This window comes from Meiothermus granaticius NBRC 107808 (assembly GCF_003574355.1).
GTDB classification, from domain to species: Bacteria; Deinococcota; Deinococci; order Deinococcales; family Thermaceae; genus Meiothermus; species Meiothermus granaticius.
The window spans coordinates 45223-59888 of the sequence record NZ_QWLB01000010.1 but is presented as its reverse complement, the minus strand read 5'-3'; the positions used below and the strand labels follow the sequence as shown (position 1 = coordinate 59888).

General features: G+C 61.3%; 16 protein-coding genes. 9 read left to right on the top strand and 7 right to left on the bottom strand.

Annotated features, from left to right (window positions below; translation table 11 throughout):
- Complete coding sequence (locus tag Mgrana_RS05215) at positions 1–510, bottom strand: DUF1003 domain-containing protein (RefSeq protein ID WP_119356545.1); 510 nt, start codon at positions 508–510, stop codon at positions 1–3.
- Positions 511–533: 23 nt separating this feature from the next.
- On the opposite strand from Mgrana_RS05215, the gene Mgrana_RS05210 reads away from it, so the two are divergent.
- The gene (locus tag Mgrana_RS05210) at positions 534–1376 is read left to right on the top strand and encodes a sulfite exporter TauE/SafE family protein (protein ID WP_119356544.1); all 843 of its coding nucleotides are present in this window, start codon (positions 534–536) and stop codon (positions 1374–1376) included.
- Positions 1373–1732, top strand: coding sequence for a DUF1634 domain-containing protein (locus tag Mgrana_RS05205; RefSeq protein WP_119356543.1), 360 nt, complete (start codon positions 1373–1375; stop codon positions 1730–1732). Before Mgrana_RS05210 ends, Mgrana_RS05205 begins: the two co-directional genes overlap by 4 nt.
- Before the next feature lie 87 nt (positions 1733–1819).
- Here the strand turns inward: Mgrana_RS05205 and Mgrana_RS05200 are convergent, their stop codons facing one another.
- The 3 genes from Mgrana_RS05200 to Mgrana_RS05190 all read right to left on the bottom strand — a co-directional run bounded on the left by Mgrana_RS05200 (position 1820) and on the right by Mgrana_RS05190 (position 4895).
- Positions 1820–2641, bottom strand: coding sequence for a carbohydrate ABC transporter permease (locus Mgrana_RS05200; protein ID WP_119356542.1), 822 nt, complete (start codon positions 2639–2641; stop codon positions 1820–1822).
- Positions 2631–3530 (bottom strand): carbohydrate ABC transporter permease, encoded by a 900-nt coding sequence (locus tag Mgrana_RS05195; protein ID WP_240631259.1) that lies wholly within the window; start codon positions 3528–3530, stop codon positions 2631–2633. The genes Mgrana_RS05200 and Mgrana_RS05195 overlap by 11 nt, the downstream gene beginning before the upstream one ends.
- A 69-nt stretch (positions 3531–3599) precedes the next feature.
- The gene (locus tag Mgrana_RS05190) at positions 3600–4895 is read right to left on the bottom strand and encodes an ABC transporter substrate-binding protein (RefSeq protein ID WP_119356541.1); all 1296 of its coding nucleotides are present in this window, start codon (positions 4893–4895) and stop codon (positions 3600–3602) included.
- A 392-nt stretch (positions 4896–5287) separates the two neighbouring features.
- On the opposite strand from Mgrana_RS05190, the gene rpsB reads away from it, so the two are divergent.
- From rpsB to Mgrana_RS05165, 5 genes are all read left to right on the top strand, one after another.
- The gene (rpsB, locus tag Mgrana_RS05185) at positions 5288–6031 is read left to right on the top strand and encodes a 30S ribosomal protein S2 (RefSeq protein ID WP_119356540.1); all 744 of its coding nucleotides are present in this window, start codon (positions 5288–5290) and stop codon (positions 6029–6031) included.
- Between the two features lie 28 nt (positions 6032–6059).
- On the top strand, positions 6060–6650 hold the full coding sequence (gene tsf, locus Mgrana_RS05180; protein WP_119356539.1) for a translation elongation factor Ts: 591 nt from the start codon (positions 6060–6062) through the stop codon (positions 6648–6650).
- 72 nt (positions 6651–6722) lie between these two features.
- Entirely contained in the window at positions 6723–7427 is a 705-nt protein-coding gene (gene pyrH / locus Mgrana_RS05175) for a UMP kinase (protein WP_119356538.1), read from the top strand.
- Between the two features lie 59 nt (positions 7428–7486).
- Entirely contained in the window at positions 7487–8044 is a 558-nt protein-coding gene (gene frr / locus Mgrana_RS05170) for a ribosome recycling factor (protein ID WP_119356537.1), read from the top strand.
- A gap of 77 nt (positions 8045–8121) precedes the next feature.
- Positions 8122–8988: a phosphatidate cytidylyltransferase gene (locus Mgrana_RS05165; protein ID WP_119356536.1), complete on the top strand. Its 867-nt coding sequence runs from the start codon at positions 8122–8124 to the stop codon at positions 8986–8988.
- 13 nt (positions 8989–9001) lie between these two features.
- On the opposite strand, the gene Mgrana_RS05160 is transcribed toward Mgrana_RS05165, so the two are convergent.
- The 3 genes from Mgrana_RS05160 to Mgrana_RS05150 form a co-directional block, all read right to left on the bottom strand.
- Complete coding sequence (locus Mgrana_RS05160) at positions 9002–10081, bottom strand: prephenate dehydrogenase/arogenate dehydrogenase family protein (protein ID WP_119356565.1); 1080 nt, start codon at positions 10079–10081, stop codon at positions 9002–9004.
- A 92-nt stretch (positions 10082–10173) separates the two neighbouring features.
- Positions 10174–11214, bottom strand: coding sequence for a 3-deoxy-7-phosphoheptulonate synthase (aroF, locus tag Mgrana_RS05155; protein WP_119356535.1), 1041 nt, complete (start codon positions 11212–11214; stop codon positions 10174–10176).
- 216 nt (positions 11215–11430) lie between these two features.
- On the bottom strand, positions 11431–13002 hold the full coding sequence (locus Mgrana_RS05150) for a DNA repair protein RecN (RefSeq protein WP_119356534.1): 1572 nt from the start codon (positions 13000–13002) through the stop codon (positions 11431–11433).
- Positions 13003–13098: 96 nt separating this feature from the next.
- On the opposite strand from Mgrana_RS05150, the gene Mgrana_RS05145 reads away from it, so the two are divergent.
- Positions 13099–13839 (top strand): phosphorylase family protein, encoded by a 741-nt coding sequence (locus tag Mgrana_RS05145; protein WP_119356564.1) that lies wholly within the window; start codon positions 13099–13101, stop codon positions 13837–13839.
- A 19-nt stretch (positions 13840–13858) separates the two neighbouring features.
- A complete protein-coding gene (locus Mgrana_RS05140) occupies positions 13859–14647 on the top strand; it encodes an enoyl-CoA hydratase/isomerase family protein (RefSeq protein WP_119356533.1) in 789 nt (262 codons plus the stop codon).
- The last annotated feature ends 19 nt before the right edge of the window (positions 14648–14666 follow it).

Genomic DNA, 14666 nt, shown 5'->3' with positions numbered 1-14666 from the left:
TCATCTGGGGTCCGCGATCTGACGGTGGCCTTCCTGCGATTGGGCCAGTTTGAGGGCCTCATCGGCCGTCAAGCCACTCTTAATCACCAGGGCCAACAAGAGGTTGTTTTGGAATTCGATGTGCTGTAGGAGCGCCCCTATCTCGCGCTCGGCTTTGATGTTGATCTCAAAATCATGCTCGGCGCGCAACTCAGCATGCCGGCCTTGCAGGTTCTGCCCAATCATGATCAGGGGCATCAGGAAGAGCTGGATCATATTGGATAAAAACAACCAAAAGGCGAAGGCCCAGGGAGGGTCAAATTTGAGTTGGGGAGGGGCCAGAAAGTTCCACGCCATCCAGACGATCGTCCATACCAGAATGATGATAAAGAACCCCATGCTGCCTACGTGTTCGGTAATCCACAGCGCCAACCGTTCCAGGGCGGATAGTGATTTTTGGTGCTCGAGGTTAGGATTTTGCGGTGGCTGCCGATGCTTGAGCAGCTCTTCTATGGAAGGCAGGTGTTCCATGGGGATAGAATACCGCCAGTCTTATGAGCGAATTTGAACTGACCTCCCTCCTTTTTTTGGGCAGTCTGCTGGCGGGATTGGTCGGGGCGCTGACCGGATTGGGAGGGGGGGTGTTGCTGGTACCGCTGCTGGTATTGGGGTTCAAGGTGGACCTGCACTACGCTCTGGGGGCCTCCTTGATCTCGGTGATTGCGACCTCGAGCGGGGCTGCTTCGGCGTATGTGCGAGAAGGCTACTCCAACCTACGCATCGGGATGTTCTTGGAGATCGCCACCACCCTGGGGGCCCTGCTGGGGGCTTACCTGGTAGGGATCCTCCCCAAGAACTGGGTGGCGGCCATTTTCGGCGTGGTGCTCCTGTACTCCGCCTATCAGAGCTTTCAGGATCGCCACAAGGAGAGCCGGCCCAACCCCAGGCCTTCCGACCCGTTGGCGGTGCGGCTGAAAATGGAGAGCAGTTATCCCACCCCTCAGGGGCCGAAGGCCTACAAGGTGCACAACGTGCTGGGGGGGTTGGGCCTGATGGGGGTGGCGGGAATGCTCTCAGGGCTTCTGGGCATCGGCTCGGGGGCGGTCAAGGTGCTGGCCATGGACCGGGTGATGGGCCTGCCCTATAAGGTCTCCACCACCACCTCCAACTTCATGATCGGGGTGACCGCGGCCGCCAGCGCCGGCATCTACCTGAGCCGGGGGTATATTGATCCGGCACTGACCATGCCGGTGATGCTCGGGGTGCTGCTGGGTTCACTGACCGGGGCCCGCATCCTGACCCAGGCGGCTCCGGCTCGGTTACGGTTGTTGTTTGTCGCGGTTATTGCCCTGCTGGGGATTCAGATGGTCTACCAGGGGCTGCGGGGAGGGGTATGAGCGACCGAGCCATGGAGATTCTGCTGGGCAACCTGCTGCGGCTGGGGGTGATCCTGGCTGGGCTGGTGGTGTTGCTGGGGGGCATTCTGGAGCTGCGCCATCATGGGGGCGATATCGTCCACTACTCTGTTTTTCAGGCCGAACCCTGGCCTCTGCGCTCGGTGGGCAGTGTGTGGCAGGGGGTGCTCGAGGGGCGTCCGTACGCCTTCATCCAGCTAGGATTGTTGTTGCTCATCTTTACCCCCATCTTGCGGGTAGCCCTTTCGGCGTTGCTGTTTGCCCGGCAGCGGGACGGGGTATTTACCCTCGTCACGCTGTTGGTGCTGAGCATATTGCTCTACAGCCTGAGCCACTGAGGGCCTAGCCGAATTCGCACGGAAACTTTCTCTTCTTCTCCACCCCTGAGACCCCATAGACCCAGGGGTGCGCAGGAGCAGAGAGACTTACTTGCTTTCCGAAAGGATAAAACCTCGACTGAATTGTCGCCCAAGGAGGGTAAACATCACGATGGGAGGAAGGATGGCCACCAGGGTTCCTGCCATCACCATCCCCCAATCGGTTTGTCCGCTGGCTTGCCCAATCAGGCTCTTAAGCCCAACCTGGATCACCTGATGGCTGCTGTCCCGAATGATGATGAGCGGCCACAGGTATTGTTCCCAACCGTAAATAAACTGGATGAGGGTTAGCGCACCGATGGTGTTCCAGCTCAGGGGGATCAGCACCGCAAACAGGAATCGGAAAGGCCCGGCCCCATCAATTCGGGCTGCATCCAGCAGGCTGGGGGGCACATTCATGAAGTGCTGGCGAAGCAGAAAAATTCCGGTCGCGGAGGCGGCAAAGGGAAGGATGATGGCCTGATAGGTGTTAGCCCAGCCGAGTTTGTTGACCAGGTCGAATAGGGCCACCACCAAAAGGTCGCTGGGGAGCATCAGGGTGAGAAGGATCAGGGTAAACAGCAACCCCTTGGCTGGAATACGAAAATAGACCAGGGCCATCGCAGCTAAGGCTGAAGTGACGACCTTCAGGACCGTGATGCCTACGGCCACCACGAAGCTGTTGCGAATATAAAGCCCTAGCTTAGCCCCGTTCCAGGCACTCAGTAGATTGTCCCACAGGTGCGTGCTGGGGATGAGGTTGGCGGAGTTCACCGCTGAGCCGGTTTGGGTGGCTTTAATCAGCGCGAAGATCAGGGGAAACCCCACCAGCAACACCGCGAGAATCAGGATGAGGTGGACCAAGGCAATCCGCAGAACCCTACGCGCCATAGTTGACCCTCCTGCCAACACGGAACTGCAAAACGGTAATGCCCCCAACCATAATCAACATGAGGATGGCCTGGGCTGCTGCGAAGCCGGTTTGGAAGTTTTGAAAACCATCTTGATACACCCGGTAGATCAGGAAGGTAGTGATGCCGGTTTTGCCCAGGGTAGGGCCACCGGCGGTGAGGATGTCCACCAAGCTGAAGGTGTCGAAAACCGCGTAGGTTAGGTTGACAAAAAACAGAAAAAAAGTGATGGGGGAGAGCAGCGGGAGCGTCACGTAACGAAACCGCTGCCAAGGGGTGGCTCCATCCAGTGCGGCGGCCTCGAGCAGCTCTCCCGGCAGATTTTGTAGGGCGGCGGTATAAAAGGCCAGGTTATAGCCGATGTTTTTCCACACCGCAGCGAACACCACCAGGGTGAAAGCCAGGATGGGGTTGTCCAGCCAGCGAGGGGCGATCCCGAACAGCGTGCGCAGGATGTTGTTGACCAGCCCTACCTCAGGGTTGAACATGAAGAGCCACAGCGTCCCGGCGATGGCGGGGGAGAGGGCATAGGGATAGAGCAACAGCGAGCGGTATACCGCTGCTCCGTGAATTGGTTGGTTGGCCAGTATGGCCAGGCTCAACCCAAAAGCCAGCCCCAAAAACACCACCAGGGCACAGAAAATCACCGTCTGCAAGAGGCTCTGATAATATGCGGGATCGGTGAGGAGTTGCTGGAACTGGGCCAAGCCCACAAAGGTCTCGGTTTGGAAGACGAAGTTGGCCCGGTACAGCGACAGGCGCAGGGTCTCGAGCGCCGGGTAGTACAAGAACAACCCCAGCACCACCAGGGTAGGCAGGAGCATCAAGAAGGCCAGCCAACGGTTTTTAAAGACGGCGATTGCATTCATATCTAAAAGAGAAGAGCTAAGAGCAGAGGGCCAAAAGCGCTCTGCTCCCAGCCCTCTGCTCGAGGTAATTTACTTCACGCTGGCGTTGTACTCCTTGAGGGCGGCATCCGCCCTGGTCTTGGCTTCGCTCAGGGCGGCATCCACCGAGGCACCGGAGAAGACCTTCTGGATGGTCTCCTCGACGATGCGGCGCACCTGCTGGAAGGGACCGATCAGCGCGCCGGCGGTGGCCTCGTTGGGGATGGTCTCGAGCAGCTGATTGAAGGCCACGAGCTGGGGCGCTTGTGCGTTCAGCCAGCCCTCCTTTTTCAGCAGCTCGATCGAGCTGAGCCGCACCGGGTAATAACCGGTGAGCTTGTGCCACTCGGCCATATTGTCGGTGTTGGTCATGTATAGGGCGAATTTGAGGGCAGCCTCAGCCTGTTCCTTGGGGATGCCCTTGGTAATCCACAAGCTGGCCCCGCCGATCACCACGCCGTTGCGCTTCACCCCGTCGGGAATGGGCAGGAAACCCACGCCCATCTCAAAGCCGGTCTTCTTGGCAGCATCGTTGATGTTGACGATATCAGCGGTGGAGGTGATGTGGAACACCACTTTGGCGTCGGTGAAGATGGCGTCGCTGCCGTCCCAGTCCTCGAGCTTACCAGTGTAGGTGTAGTACCCCTTGTCGTTCATGTCTTTGAGCCACGAGACGATCCGCTTGGCCGGCTCGCTGGTCAAGAGCACCTCGGTCGCCCGGCCTTTTCGCCCGTTACCGTTGTTAGCCAGGAGGGCACCCTGCTCGGCCATCCACTGCTCGAAGAACCAGCCGTTGAGGCTCATGCCGAAGCACTTCACCCCGAGGTTGGCCGCCGCGATCTTGCCGCAGGCGGCGGTGAGCTCGCCGAAGGTCATGGGCGGCTTGGCCGGGTCTAGGCCGGCCTTCTTCATCAGGTCTTTGTTGAAGTAAAGCACCGGCGAAGAGGAGTTAAAAGGGATGCTGTTGACTTTGCCGTTGATGGTGTAGTAGTTCAGCACCGGTTTGATGTAGTCCGCGGTGTCAATGGGGCCTACGTTCCCGACGGGTTGGAAGATGCCGGAGTCAAGGGCGAACTGGCTGCCGATCTCGTACATCTGCACCAGCGCGGGGGGCTTGCCCTGCCGGGCGGCCAGGGTTGCGGCCTGCATGATGTCGGGATAACTGCCCTTAAACGTCGGAACCACCTTGATGTTGGGGTTGGCCTTGTTAAAGGCATCGGCCTTAGCCTGAATCCAGCCCCCCCGCTTGGGATCGCCAAAGGTGTGCCAGAACTCTACGGTCACACTTTGGGCCATCACCAGGGTGCTCAAGCTTACCGATAGCAAGGTTAATAGTTTTCGTTTCATGTCGCCTCCAGGGACTTTAGTTCCCCGCCCGCACCATAAGAGCGCTGTTTCAGCTTCATGTCAGATCTTTGGGCTCGAGCATCGAGCACAGCCAGCCGCGGTTTTTTGCATCCCGGCGACCCACTGAGGCTGGCTACAAGAACCCAATTTCTGGCCATCGCTAAACAACCCAAAGAGGGGGTACTGCGGAGAACTTCCCCAATACTAAAGGGGGATGTGGAAAAAAGGCAAGAAGACCGGACCAAGCTGGGCTAGCCAAAAGGGCCTCGAGCCGCTATAATCGCGCTTTGGGTGTGGTACAGGTAGCCCGAAGGTAGGGAACGGTCCTTTCGGAAAAAGCGCCCAAAGCCACGAAATCAATGCCCGCTCCAACCGTCCCAAAGGGAGAGTGTATGGCGGCTAACGTCAGCATCAAGGAACTCTTGGAAGCTGGGGTCCACTTTGGCCATGAGACCAAGCGCTGGAACCCCAAGATGAAGCGCTACATCTACGCCGAGCGCAACGGCATCTTCATCATTGACCTGCAAAAAAGCATGGTGGAGCTCGAGCGTACCTTCAAGTACGTGCAGGATCTGGCCCTGCGTGGAGGCACCATCCTGTACGTAGGGACTAAGAAGCAGGCCCAGGAGATCGTTCAGCTCGAGGCCGACCGGGCCGGGATGCCCTATGTCAACCAGCGCTGGCTGGGGGGGATGCTGACCAACTTCCGCACCATCAGCGCCCAGGTCAACCGCCTGCAGACCCTCGAGGATCTCTTTGCTTCGGAAGACATTCAGGAGCGCCCCAAGACCGAGCAGGTGCGGCTCCAGCATGAGCTCGAGCGCCTGCATAAAAACCTCGGGGGGTTCCGCAAGCTGAAGCGCTTGCCCGACGCCATTTTTGTGATAGACCCGACCAAAGAGGCCATTGCCGTAAAGGAAGCCCGCAAGCTGGGTATTCCGGTGGTGGCCCTGGCCGATACCGACAGCGACCCCGACTTGGTGGACTACATCGTGCCGGGCAATGATGACGCCATCCGTTCGATTCAGCTCATCGTCAGCCGGATGACCGACCTGATTGTGGAGAGCCGCGGTGGGGGCCGGGTCACCAGCCCCGCCCCCGAAGAGGATGGACAGGACGTGGTGGCAGAGGCTTAAGCCACTTGGTTTCAGATAAGGACGCAGCATGACCCAACTCGAGCAGATCAAAAAACTACGTGAGCAGACCGGCGCTGGAATGAGCGATGTCAAAAAAGCCCTCGAGGATGGGGGCTGGGACATGGAAAAAGCCACTACCCTGCTGCGTGAGCGGGGGGCCTTGAAAGCCGCCAAGAAGTCCGACCGCGAAGCCCGTGAGGGCATCATTGGCAGCTACATCCACCACAACGGGCGGGTGGGGGTGATCCTCGAGCTCAACTCCGAGACCGATTTTGTAGCCCGCAACGAGGAATTTCAGCGCTTGGCCAAGGATCTGGCCATGCACATTGCCATGGCTGCCCCGCGCTACGTGAGCGTGGAGGAGGTCCCCAGCGAGGACCTCGAGAAGGAGCGAAAGATCTACATACAGCAGCTCCTCAATGAGGGCAAGCCGCAACAGATTGCTGAAAAGGCAGCGGAGGGCCGTCTCAAGAAGTTCTACGAGGAGACCGTACTCCTGGAGCAGCCCTTCGTTAAGGACGACAAGGTCAAGGTGGGAGACCTGATCAAGGCCGCGGTGGCCAAGATCGGGGAGAACATTCAGGTTCGACGCTTCGCCCGATTTGAGGTTGGAGCCTAAGTATGTCAAGCACCGGGGGCTGAAGGCCAAAAGCTTTCAGCCTTCTTTTTGCCTTCCCTCAGCATGGAGCCTATGAAATACCACCGCGTTCTCCTCAAGCTCTCCGGCGAGTTCATGTCCGGCAACGGTTTCGGTATTCAGCCCGAGGCGACCAAGGCGCTGGCCCAAGAGATCAAGAAAGCCCACGACCTGGGGGTGCAGATTGCCATTGTGGTGGGTGGGGGTAACTTTTGGCGCGGGGCCAAGCAGGGGGTGGGGATGGACCGGGCCAGCGCTGACTACATCGGGATGCTTGGGACCATCATGAACGCCCTGGCCTTGCAGGATGCTTTGGAGTTTGTGGGGGTGCCCACTCGAGTCCAGACCGCCCTGACCATCCAGCAGGTGGCAGAGCCCTATATTCGCCGCCGAGCCCTGCGGCACCTCGAGAAAGGGCGCATCGTGATCTTCGGTGGTGGCACTGGCAACCCCTATGTCACCACCGACTCGGGTGCGGCCCTGCGGGCGCTGGAGATCAATGCCGAGGTGGCCCTATATGCCAAGAACAAGGTGGATGGAGTCTATGAGGCCGACCCGCTCAAGAACCCCACGGCCAAGAAGTACGATGTCCTCAGCTACATGGAGGTGCTCAACCTGGGCCTGGAGGTGATGGACAAGACCGCCATCAGCTTGTGTATGGATAATGCCATGCCCATCGTGGTTTTCGATATGTTCTCCGATGGAGCACTGGAGCGCATTATTCGGGGAGAGCACGTGGGTACGCTGATCCATGTCTAAATATTGAGTAAAGTACCGCCTAAACGGGCGGTAGCTTAGCCCTAATCTGGAGGTAAACCATGCTCAAAGACCTCTACAGTGAAGCCCGCAGCCACATGCAAAAAGCCCTGGATGCCCTCGAGCACCACCTCAGTACCCTGCGCACCGGCCGGGCCAACCCCGCCATCCTCAACAACATCCGTGTGGAGTACTACGGCACGCCCACACCCTTGAACCAAGTGGGTACGGTGAGTTCTCCGGACGCCCGCACGCTGGTGGTACAGTCCTGGGATGCCAGCGCCCTCAAGGATATCGAGAAGGCCATTCGAGACTCCGACTTAGGCCTCAACCCCACCAATAAAGGCGATGCCCTCTATATCAGCATCCCCCCCCTTACCGAGGAGCGCCGTAAAGAGCTAGTAAAAACCGTTCGGCACTACGCAGAAGAGGCCAAGATTGCCGTGCGCAACGCTCGGCGGGAAGCCTTAGACCAGGCCAAGAAGCTGGAGAAGGACAAGGCGGTTTCCGAGGACGATCTCAAGAAAGCGGAAACCGAGATCCAGAAGATCACCGATGAGTTTATTCATAAGATTGATGGGGCCCTGGGTAAGAAAGAGGGGGAAATTCTGGGGGGATAATTGGGGAGTGGGCCGACCCCGGCCCCCTCAGCTCTGCCCAACAAAATGCCTAGGCAAACTGCGGTAGTCTGTTAGCGATGGCTCGGCCGCAAGTTAAACCCGATGCTTCGCTGCCGACTCGAGTGCTCTCGAGCGTGGTGGCAGGCCTGACCCTGATCGGGGTGGTGTTTGAGGGCCGGGTGCTGTTTTTTCTGGCCCTGATTGCCATCTTGGTGATTGGTTCGCTCGAGCTGCGGGCCATGCTGCGCAACCGGGGAATCGAGCTCAATATGGGCTTTCTGTGGGTGGGTGGGGTGGTGATGCTCCTATTCTCCCTCCCCCAACTCCACGACATCTACCCCGGGGTTCCTTGGCGCGAGATCGCCCTGGGCTTGGTGTTGATCGGGGCCTTTAGCCACGAGCTGATTGCCGGGGCCAATATCCCCCGCTTTGCCTATAGCCTAATGGTGTTTTTGTACCTGCCCTGGACGCTGGGGTTTTTTCTGCTCCTGCGCCATCAGCCCAACGGCGATATCGGGCTGTGGGTGTTGGCCTTGCCGCTCCTGTGCAGCTTTGCGAACGATGTGGGGGCGTATTTCATCGGGCGCTTCTTTGGGCGGCACAAGCTGGCCCCGAACATCAGCCCAGGCAAAACCGTAGAGGGCTCGATCGGTGGGATTGCGGTGAGTTTTCTGGTGTTGTGGGGGTATACCCACATCATGGCGAACGCCTATCCGAGCTCCCCCTTCGCCCTATTGGATCCGCTTTACCTGAGCATCATCAACCTGCTGCTCTCGTTCGCGGCCCAACTGGGAGACCTCACCGAGAGCATGCTCAAGCGGTATTGCGGGGTCAAGGACTCCGGCTCGCTGCTCCCCGGCCATGGGGGGCTTTTAGACCGACTGGACTCGCACCTCTTCACGGTGCCGCTGACCTACTATCTGCTCTCGCTGTTTCTACAGTAGAGCGCGACAGGCCTTAGCGAACCCGGTAGCCGATCCCCTCGAGCACCCGCCGGGCGGCTTCTTGTTCCTCCCGTGAGGCAAACCCCATGCGGATCGCCCCGCCCTCATCGCGAATGGCCAGCACCTCGAAGTTTTTGATGTTGATCCCAGCGCTTCCCAGCGCAGTGGAGACGATCGAGATTTGCCCAGGCTTGTCGGGGACCTGCACCACCAGCTCGTTCATGACCGGCAGCAGGCTGCGCTTGACGATGGGCAGCGCGTCACGGGTACGCTTGGCCTCTTCAGCCGTGGCGAGCAGGGTCTCGGGGGCCTCGAGCTGATCCTCTAGCTCGAGCAGGATGGCCCGCAGGTCTTCGATGGCCCCGCGCAATGCGGCGCGGTTGGCCACCACCATGTCCCGGCTCATCCGAGGGGACCCTGAGGCCACCCGGGTAAGGTCACGGAAGCCTCCCGCGGCCAGATACATCAGGAGATCGCGGTGCTCGTCCTGAGCCACCAGTCGATTCAGCCCGATGGCCAACAAGTAGGGCAGGTGGGAGATGCGGGCCACCAACCGGTCATGCAGCTCGGGGGCGACCTCTAAGGGGTAGGCCCCCAGGTCACCAACCAGCTTGCGCAGTTTGGCCAGAGACTCCGGAACCGTCTGAGGACCGGGAGTGAGCACCCACACTGCGTTTTCCAGCAGACCGGCATGGGCGGCCTCAACCCCAGCCTTTTCGCTTCCGGCCATGGGGTGCCCACCCACAAAATTGGGCAGAACCCCGCTCAAAGCCTGCACCACCGGGGCCTTCACACTGCCCACATCGGTCCAGAGCGAGTCCGGGTGGGCGTAGGGGGCCAGACGCTGCCCTTCAACGACCAAAACCCCCACGGGCGCGGCCAATATCCCCAGATCCAGCTCACCGATCCATCCGCCGGGGGCGGTGTGCACCCGGTCCACCACCTGCAGGGCCAGGGCATCCTCGAGGGCCTGGGGGTTGGGGTCGTAGGCGTGGATTTCCTCGGCCAGAAACCGTTCCCGCAGCCCCAGGGCCACACTTCCACCCAGCAGTCCAATGCCGAATATCCCGACCTTGCCAAAAACCGGAGCCATCATACCCAACCCCAACGATACCCTCTCCCTAGCCTCGAGCAAGACCCCCGGATCTGTCCAGGATAGATCCGGGGTCTGGAGGAAAGACCGGGTCAGGCCACTTCCATGGGCCGGGTTAGCCGCCTGCCCAAAGCCGGCAGAAGGGCCTTGATCCGCTCCATCAGGGCGGCAAACTCGGCTTCGTGAAGCTGCTGGGCTGCGTCGGAGAGGGCTTTCTCGGGCTCGGGATGGGTCTCTACGATGATGCCATCGGCCCCGGCTGCGAGTCCGGCCAGCGCCAGCGCACTGACCCAGTCGCGCTTGCCTGCGGGGTGCGAGGGGTCAATCCAGACCGGCAGATGCGTCCAGGACTTGAGCACTGGCACTGCGGCCACATCCAGGGTGAAGCGGGTAGCCCGCTCGAAGGTGCGAATGCCGCGCTCGACCAGGATCACCCGCATGTTCCCCTGAGCCAGCACATACTCGGCGCTCATCAAGAATTCCTCTAGGGTCATGCTCATCCCGCGCTTGAGCATCACCGCGGCCTTTTGCTGCTGGCCTACTTCTTGAAGCAGGGCGAAGTTCTGTGCGTTTCGGGCTCCGATCTGCAACACATCGGCATACGAGGCCACCCGCTCGACCTGCTCGGGGCTCATCACCTCGGTAACCACCGGCAGCTCGGTCTGGGCTCGAGCCTCGGCCAGGATGCGCAGCCCTTCCTCGCCCATGCCCTGGTAGGAATAGGGGCTGGTACGGGGTTTAAAGGCTCCACCGCGCAGCATCTGGGCACCGTAGCGCTTAACGTAGCGGGCTGCGCTGAGGGTTTGTTCGCGGCTTTCCACCCCACAGGGCCCAGCAGCCACCATCACCTCGCCGCCGCCGGTTGCGCCGCTGTTCCAGGTCAGCACGGTGGGTTTGGGGGAGACCTCGAGGCTGGCCAGCTTGTAGGGTTTGCTGATGGGAATGACATCGGCCACCTCGGGAAGGGCCCGGAAATGCTCGAGCAGCTCAGGGGTAGGGCCTTTGCCGATGGCCCCGATGAGGGTGGTGTTTTCCCCCTCGGAGACATGCGGGCGATATCCCACCCGCTGTATCTCGGCCACCACCGTCTCGATCTCTTTTGGGCCTGCGCCGTGCTTGAGGATGATCAACATACGCTTCTCCTTTGAACCCGCAAAAAACCTCCGGGGTGTTTCCCCGGAGGTTTCGGTGCGAGCCTATGCGACTATGCCGACCTCACGGGGATGGGCCGATAAAAATACCCAAAAAACAACCCCGCCGCGCCGGAAGGCTCGAGCGGCTGGCTGGTTTCCCCGTAACGCTGCATATGCCCAGGAGTCTACGGGGGGATGGAGGGTTTGTCAACGGGCCTACTGCGGCAGGAGGCCGAGGAGTTCCCTGGCATGCTTCAAAGCTGCCTCGGAGTAGCTGCCCGAGAGCATTCGGGCCAGCTCCCGTACCCGCTCATCGTGATGCACCGGTTGAATATGGACCTGGCTGCCCTCCTTGACCACCCGGTAGTGGGTTTGGGCGCGGGCGGCGATCTGGGGCAGATGGGTTACCACCAATACCTGGCGATGCTCGGCCAGCCGCGCCAGCCGCTCCGCTACCGCCCAGGCAGCCTCGCCGCCGATACCGGCGTCCACCTCGTCGAAGACTACGGTCTCGGCCTCGCTGCCGGTGAGCAGGGCCAAAGCCAGCATCACCCGGGACAACTCCCCCCCGGAAGCAGCCTTCTCGAGGGGGGCCTCGGGGATGCCGGGGTTGGCCGAGAACAGCAACTGTACCTCCTCCAAGCCCTCTGGGCCGGGTTCGGGCAACCCGTTCAGCCCCACCGAGAACCGCGCCGAGGGCATCCCCAGGCCTTGGATCTCGCGGTTGGCCTGCTCTGAGAGGAGGGCCGCCGCCCGCTGGCGGGCGGCGGAGAGGGCCTGGCCGCTCTCCAAGAGGTGCTTCCAGGCGGCCTCGCGCTCGGAGCCGAGTTCTGCCAAGCGGTTCTCGGCCCCCTCTAGCTCGTGCAGCTCGGCTCGAGCATTCTCGGCAAACTCCAACACCGCCGGGATTCCCTGACCATATTTGCGCTCGAGCCGTTCGATTAGGGCCAGCCGAGCCTCCAGCTCCTCGAGGCGTCCGGGGTCGGCCTCGAGGCTTTCCAGGTAGTCCTCAAGCTCCCTTGCCACCGCCTTGAGGGCGTCAAGCGCAACCTCGAGGTCACGGCTCAGGCTCTCGAGCTGGGGGTCGTAGCGCCCTCCCGCCTTGAGTTCGCGCTGGGCCATGCCGACCGCTCCCAGCCCATCGGCATCGCCCAGCAGCGCAGCGGCGGCGGCAGAGGCCCGCTCGCGCAGGGTCTCGAGGTGGCGCAACCGCTCCGCCTCGGCTTCGAGCTGCTCCCGTTCACCAACGACCAGTCTGGCCCCCTCAATTTCGCCCAGCTGAAAGCGCAGCACATCCAGCTTGCGCTCACGCTCGCGTGCGGCGGCCTCGAGGCGCTCGATTTCACGCCACAGGTCTTGATGACGGGCATAAGCGGCGCGATACTCTGCCAGCAAGTGGGGCTCCAAGAGCGAATCTAGCAAAGCCCGCTGGGCCCTGCGGCTGGAAAGGCTGAGTGCGGCATGCTGGGCGTGGATGGCCAGGTGCTTACCGGCTTCTTCGGTCAGCTCCTTCAGGCTCACCACCTCCCCCTCGATGCGCGGGGTGCTGCGCCCGCCGGAAACCCGCCGTGACAGGCTACGTCCATCAAAGAATGCCGTCACCAACAGGGTATCGGCCCCAGCCCGAACCATTCCCTCGGGCTTTTCACCCAGCAGCAGGGAGAGCGCATCTACCAGCAGGCTCTTACCGGCCCCGGTTTCCCCGGTCAGCACCGTAAGGCCGGGGCCCAGTTCCAGCACCCCCTGCTCCAAGACGGCCAAGTTGTACACCTCGAGCCGTTCCAGCATACCCCCAGTTTACGCTGAGAGCGTAAAGCTTCACAATGCGCCCGCGGATGGCTTGCGCGTTGCCCACCCTACGGGGCGGGGGTTATGCTGGGGCCCATGCCTTTACACGTTCGTGGTAACCCCGGCGATGTCGCGCCCTTCGTGTTGCTTCCGGGGGACCCCAACCGGGCCGACTGGATCGCGCAGAACTTTCTCGAGAACGTCCGAACCTACACCACCTACCGGGCCTTGTATGGCTACACCGGCACCTACAAGGGCCTTCCGGTCTCGGTTCAGGCCACCGGCATGGGGTGTCCCTCCACCGCCATCGTGGTGGAGGAGCTGATCTCCCTGGGGGCTCAGACCCTGATTCGGGTGGGGACCTGTGGTGTGTTCAGCGATGTCCTGAAGGCCCCTGAACTGGTGATCGTGCAGGGCTCGGTCGCCAACGATGGCACGACCCGCCAATACCTGGGCGGCCTGCCCTACACCGCAATCCCCGACTGGGATACCCTCGAGGCCCTGGTACACTCCGCTCGAGCCGAGGGGTTTCCCCACCAGGTGGGCCTCAACGTTACCGAGGATGCCTTCTATGCGCCGCAGGCCAACCAAGCCACCCGCTACGCAGCGTTTGGGGCCCTTTCGGTAGAGATGGAATCGAGCGCCCTGTTCCTCATCGCCAGAATGCGCGGGGTGCGTTCGGGGACCGTGCTGGCAGTGGTTAACAAGGTGGGAGACAGCGAGTTCGTGGCCCCTGAGCTCATTCAAACTGGGGTGGAGCGGATGACCCGCACGGCGCTCGAGGCCTTTGTGCGCCTTGCCGCCAAGACCGGCGAGACCCGCTCGCCAGACCGGTAGATCGCGGTAAGCTGTAGCCATGACTGATACCGCTGGGTTTGAATTTCTAGACTATGCCGTTGAGGACGCAATGGCGGTGGTGACCATTCGCCGTCCTCAGGCCCTCAATGCCCTCAACCAAGACCTGCTGATGGAGCTGGCCACGGTGGCCGACGTCATCACCCAAGACCCCGAGGTGCGGGTGGCCATCTTCACCGGGGAGGGCCGGGCCTTTGTGGCCGGGGCTGATATCGCCCAGATCGCCGAGGTGCAGGATGTGTTCGCAGCTCGAGAGTTTTCGTTGTTGGGGCAGTCGGTGCTGGGGGAGATCGCAGCCCTTCCGGTTCCAACCATTGCCGCCATCAACGGCTTTGCCCTAGGCGGGGGGCTCGAGCTGGCCCTGGCTTGTGATTTGCGCGTGGCCAGCAAGACCGCCAAGCTGGGGTTGCCGGAGGTGGGGCTGGGAATTATCCCCGGCTACGGCGGTACCCAGCGGCTGCCGCGCCTGATCGGCCGGGGCCGGGCTTTGGACCTCATCTTTACCGGACGTCATGTGCCCGCTGAGGAAGCTCTGAGCCTGGGATTGCTGAACCGCGTGGGGGAGGACGCCCTCGAGACGGCCAAAGAACTGGCTCGAGTGATCCTCAAAAATGGTCCGGTGGCCCTGGCCTTGGCCAAAGAGTCGGTGGGTCGTGGAGAGGACCTGGATCTGCAGGAGGCCTTGGAGGTTGAAGCCGACCTCTTTGGCCTGGCCTGCGCCACCCAAGACATGCGCGAGGGGACCCAGGCGTTTTTGGCCAAGCGCAGCCCTCAGTTTCGTGGGGAGTGATCGAGGCGGGCCGATGTCG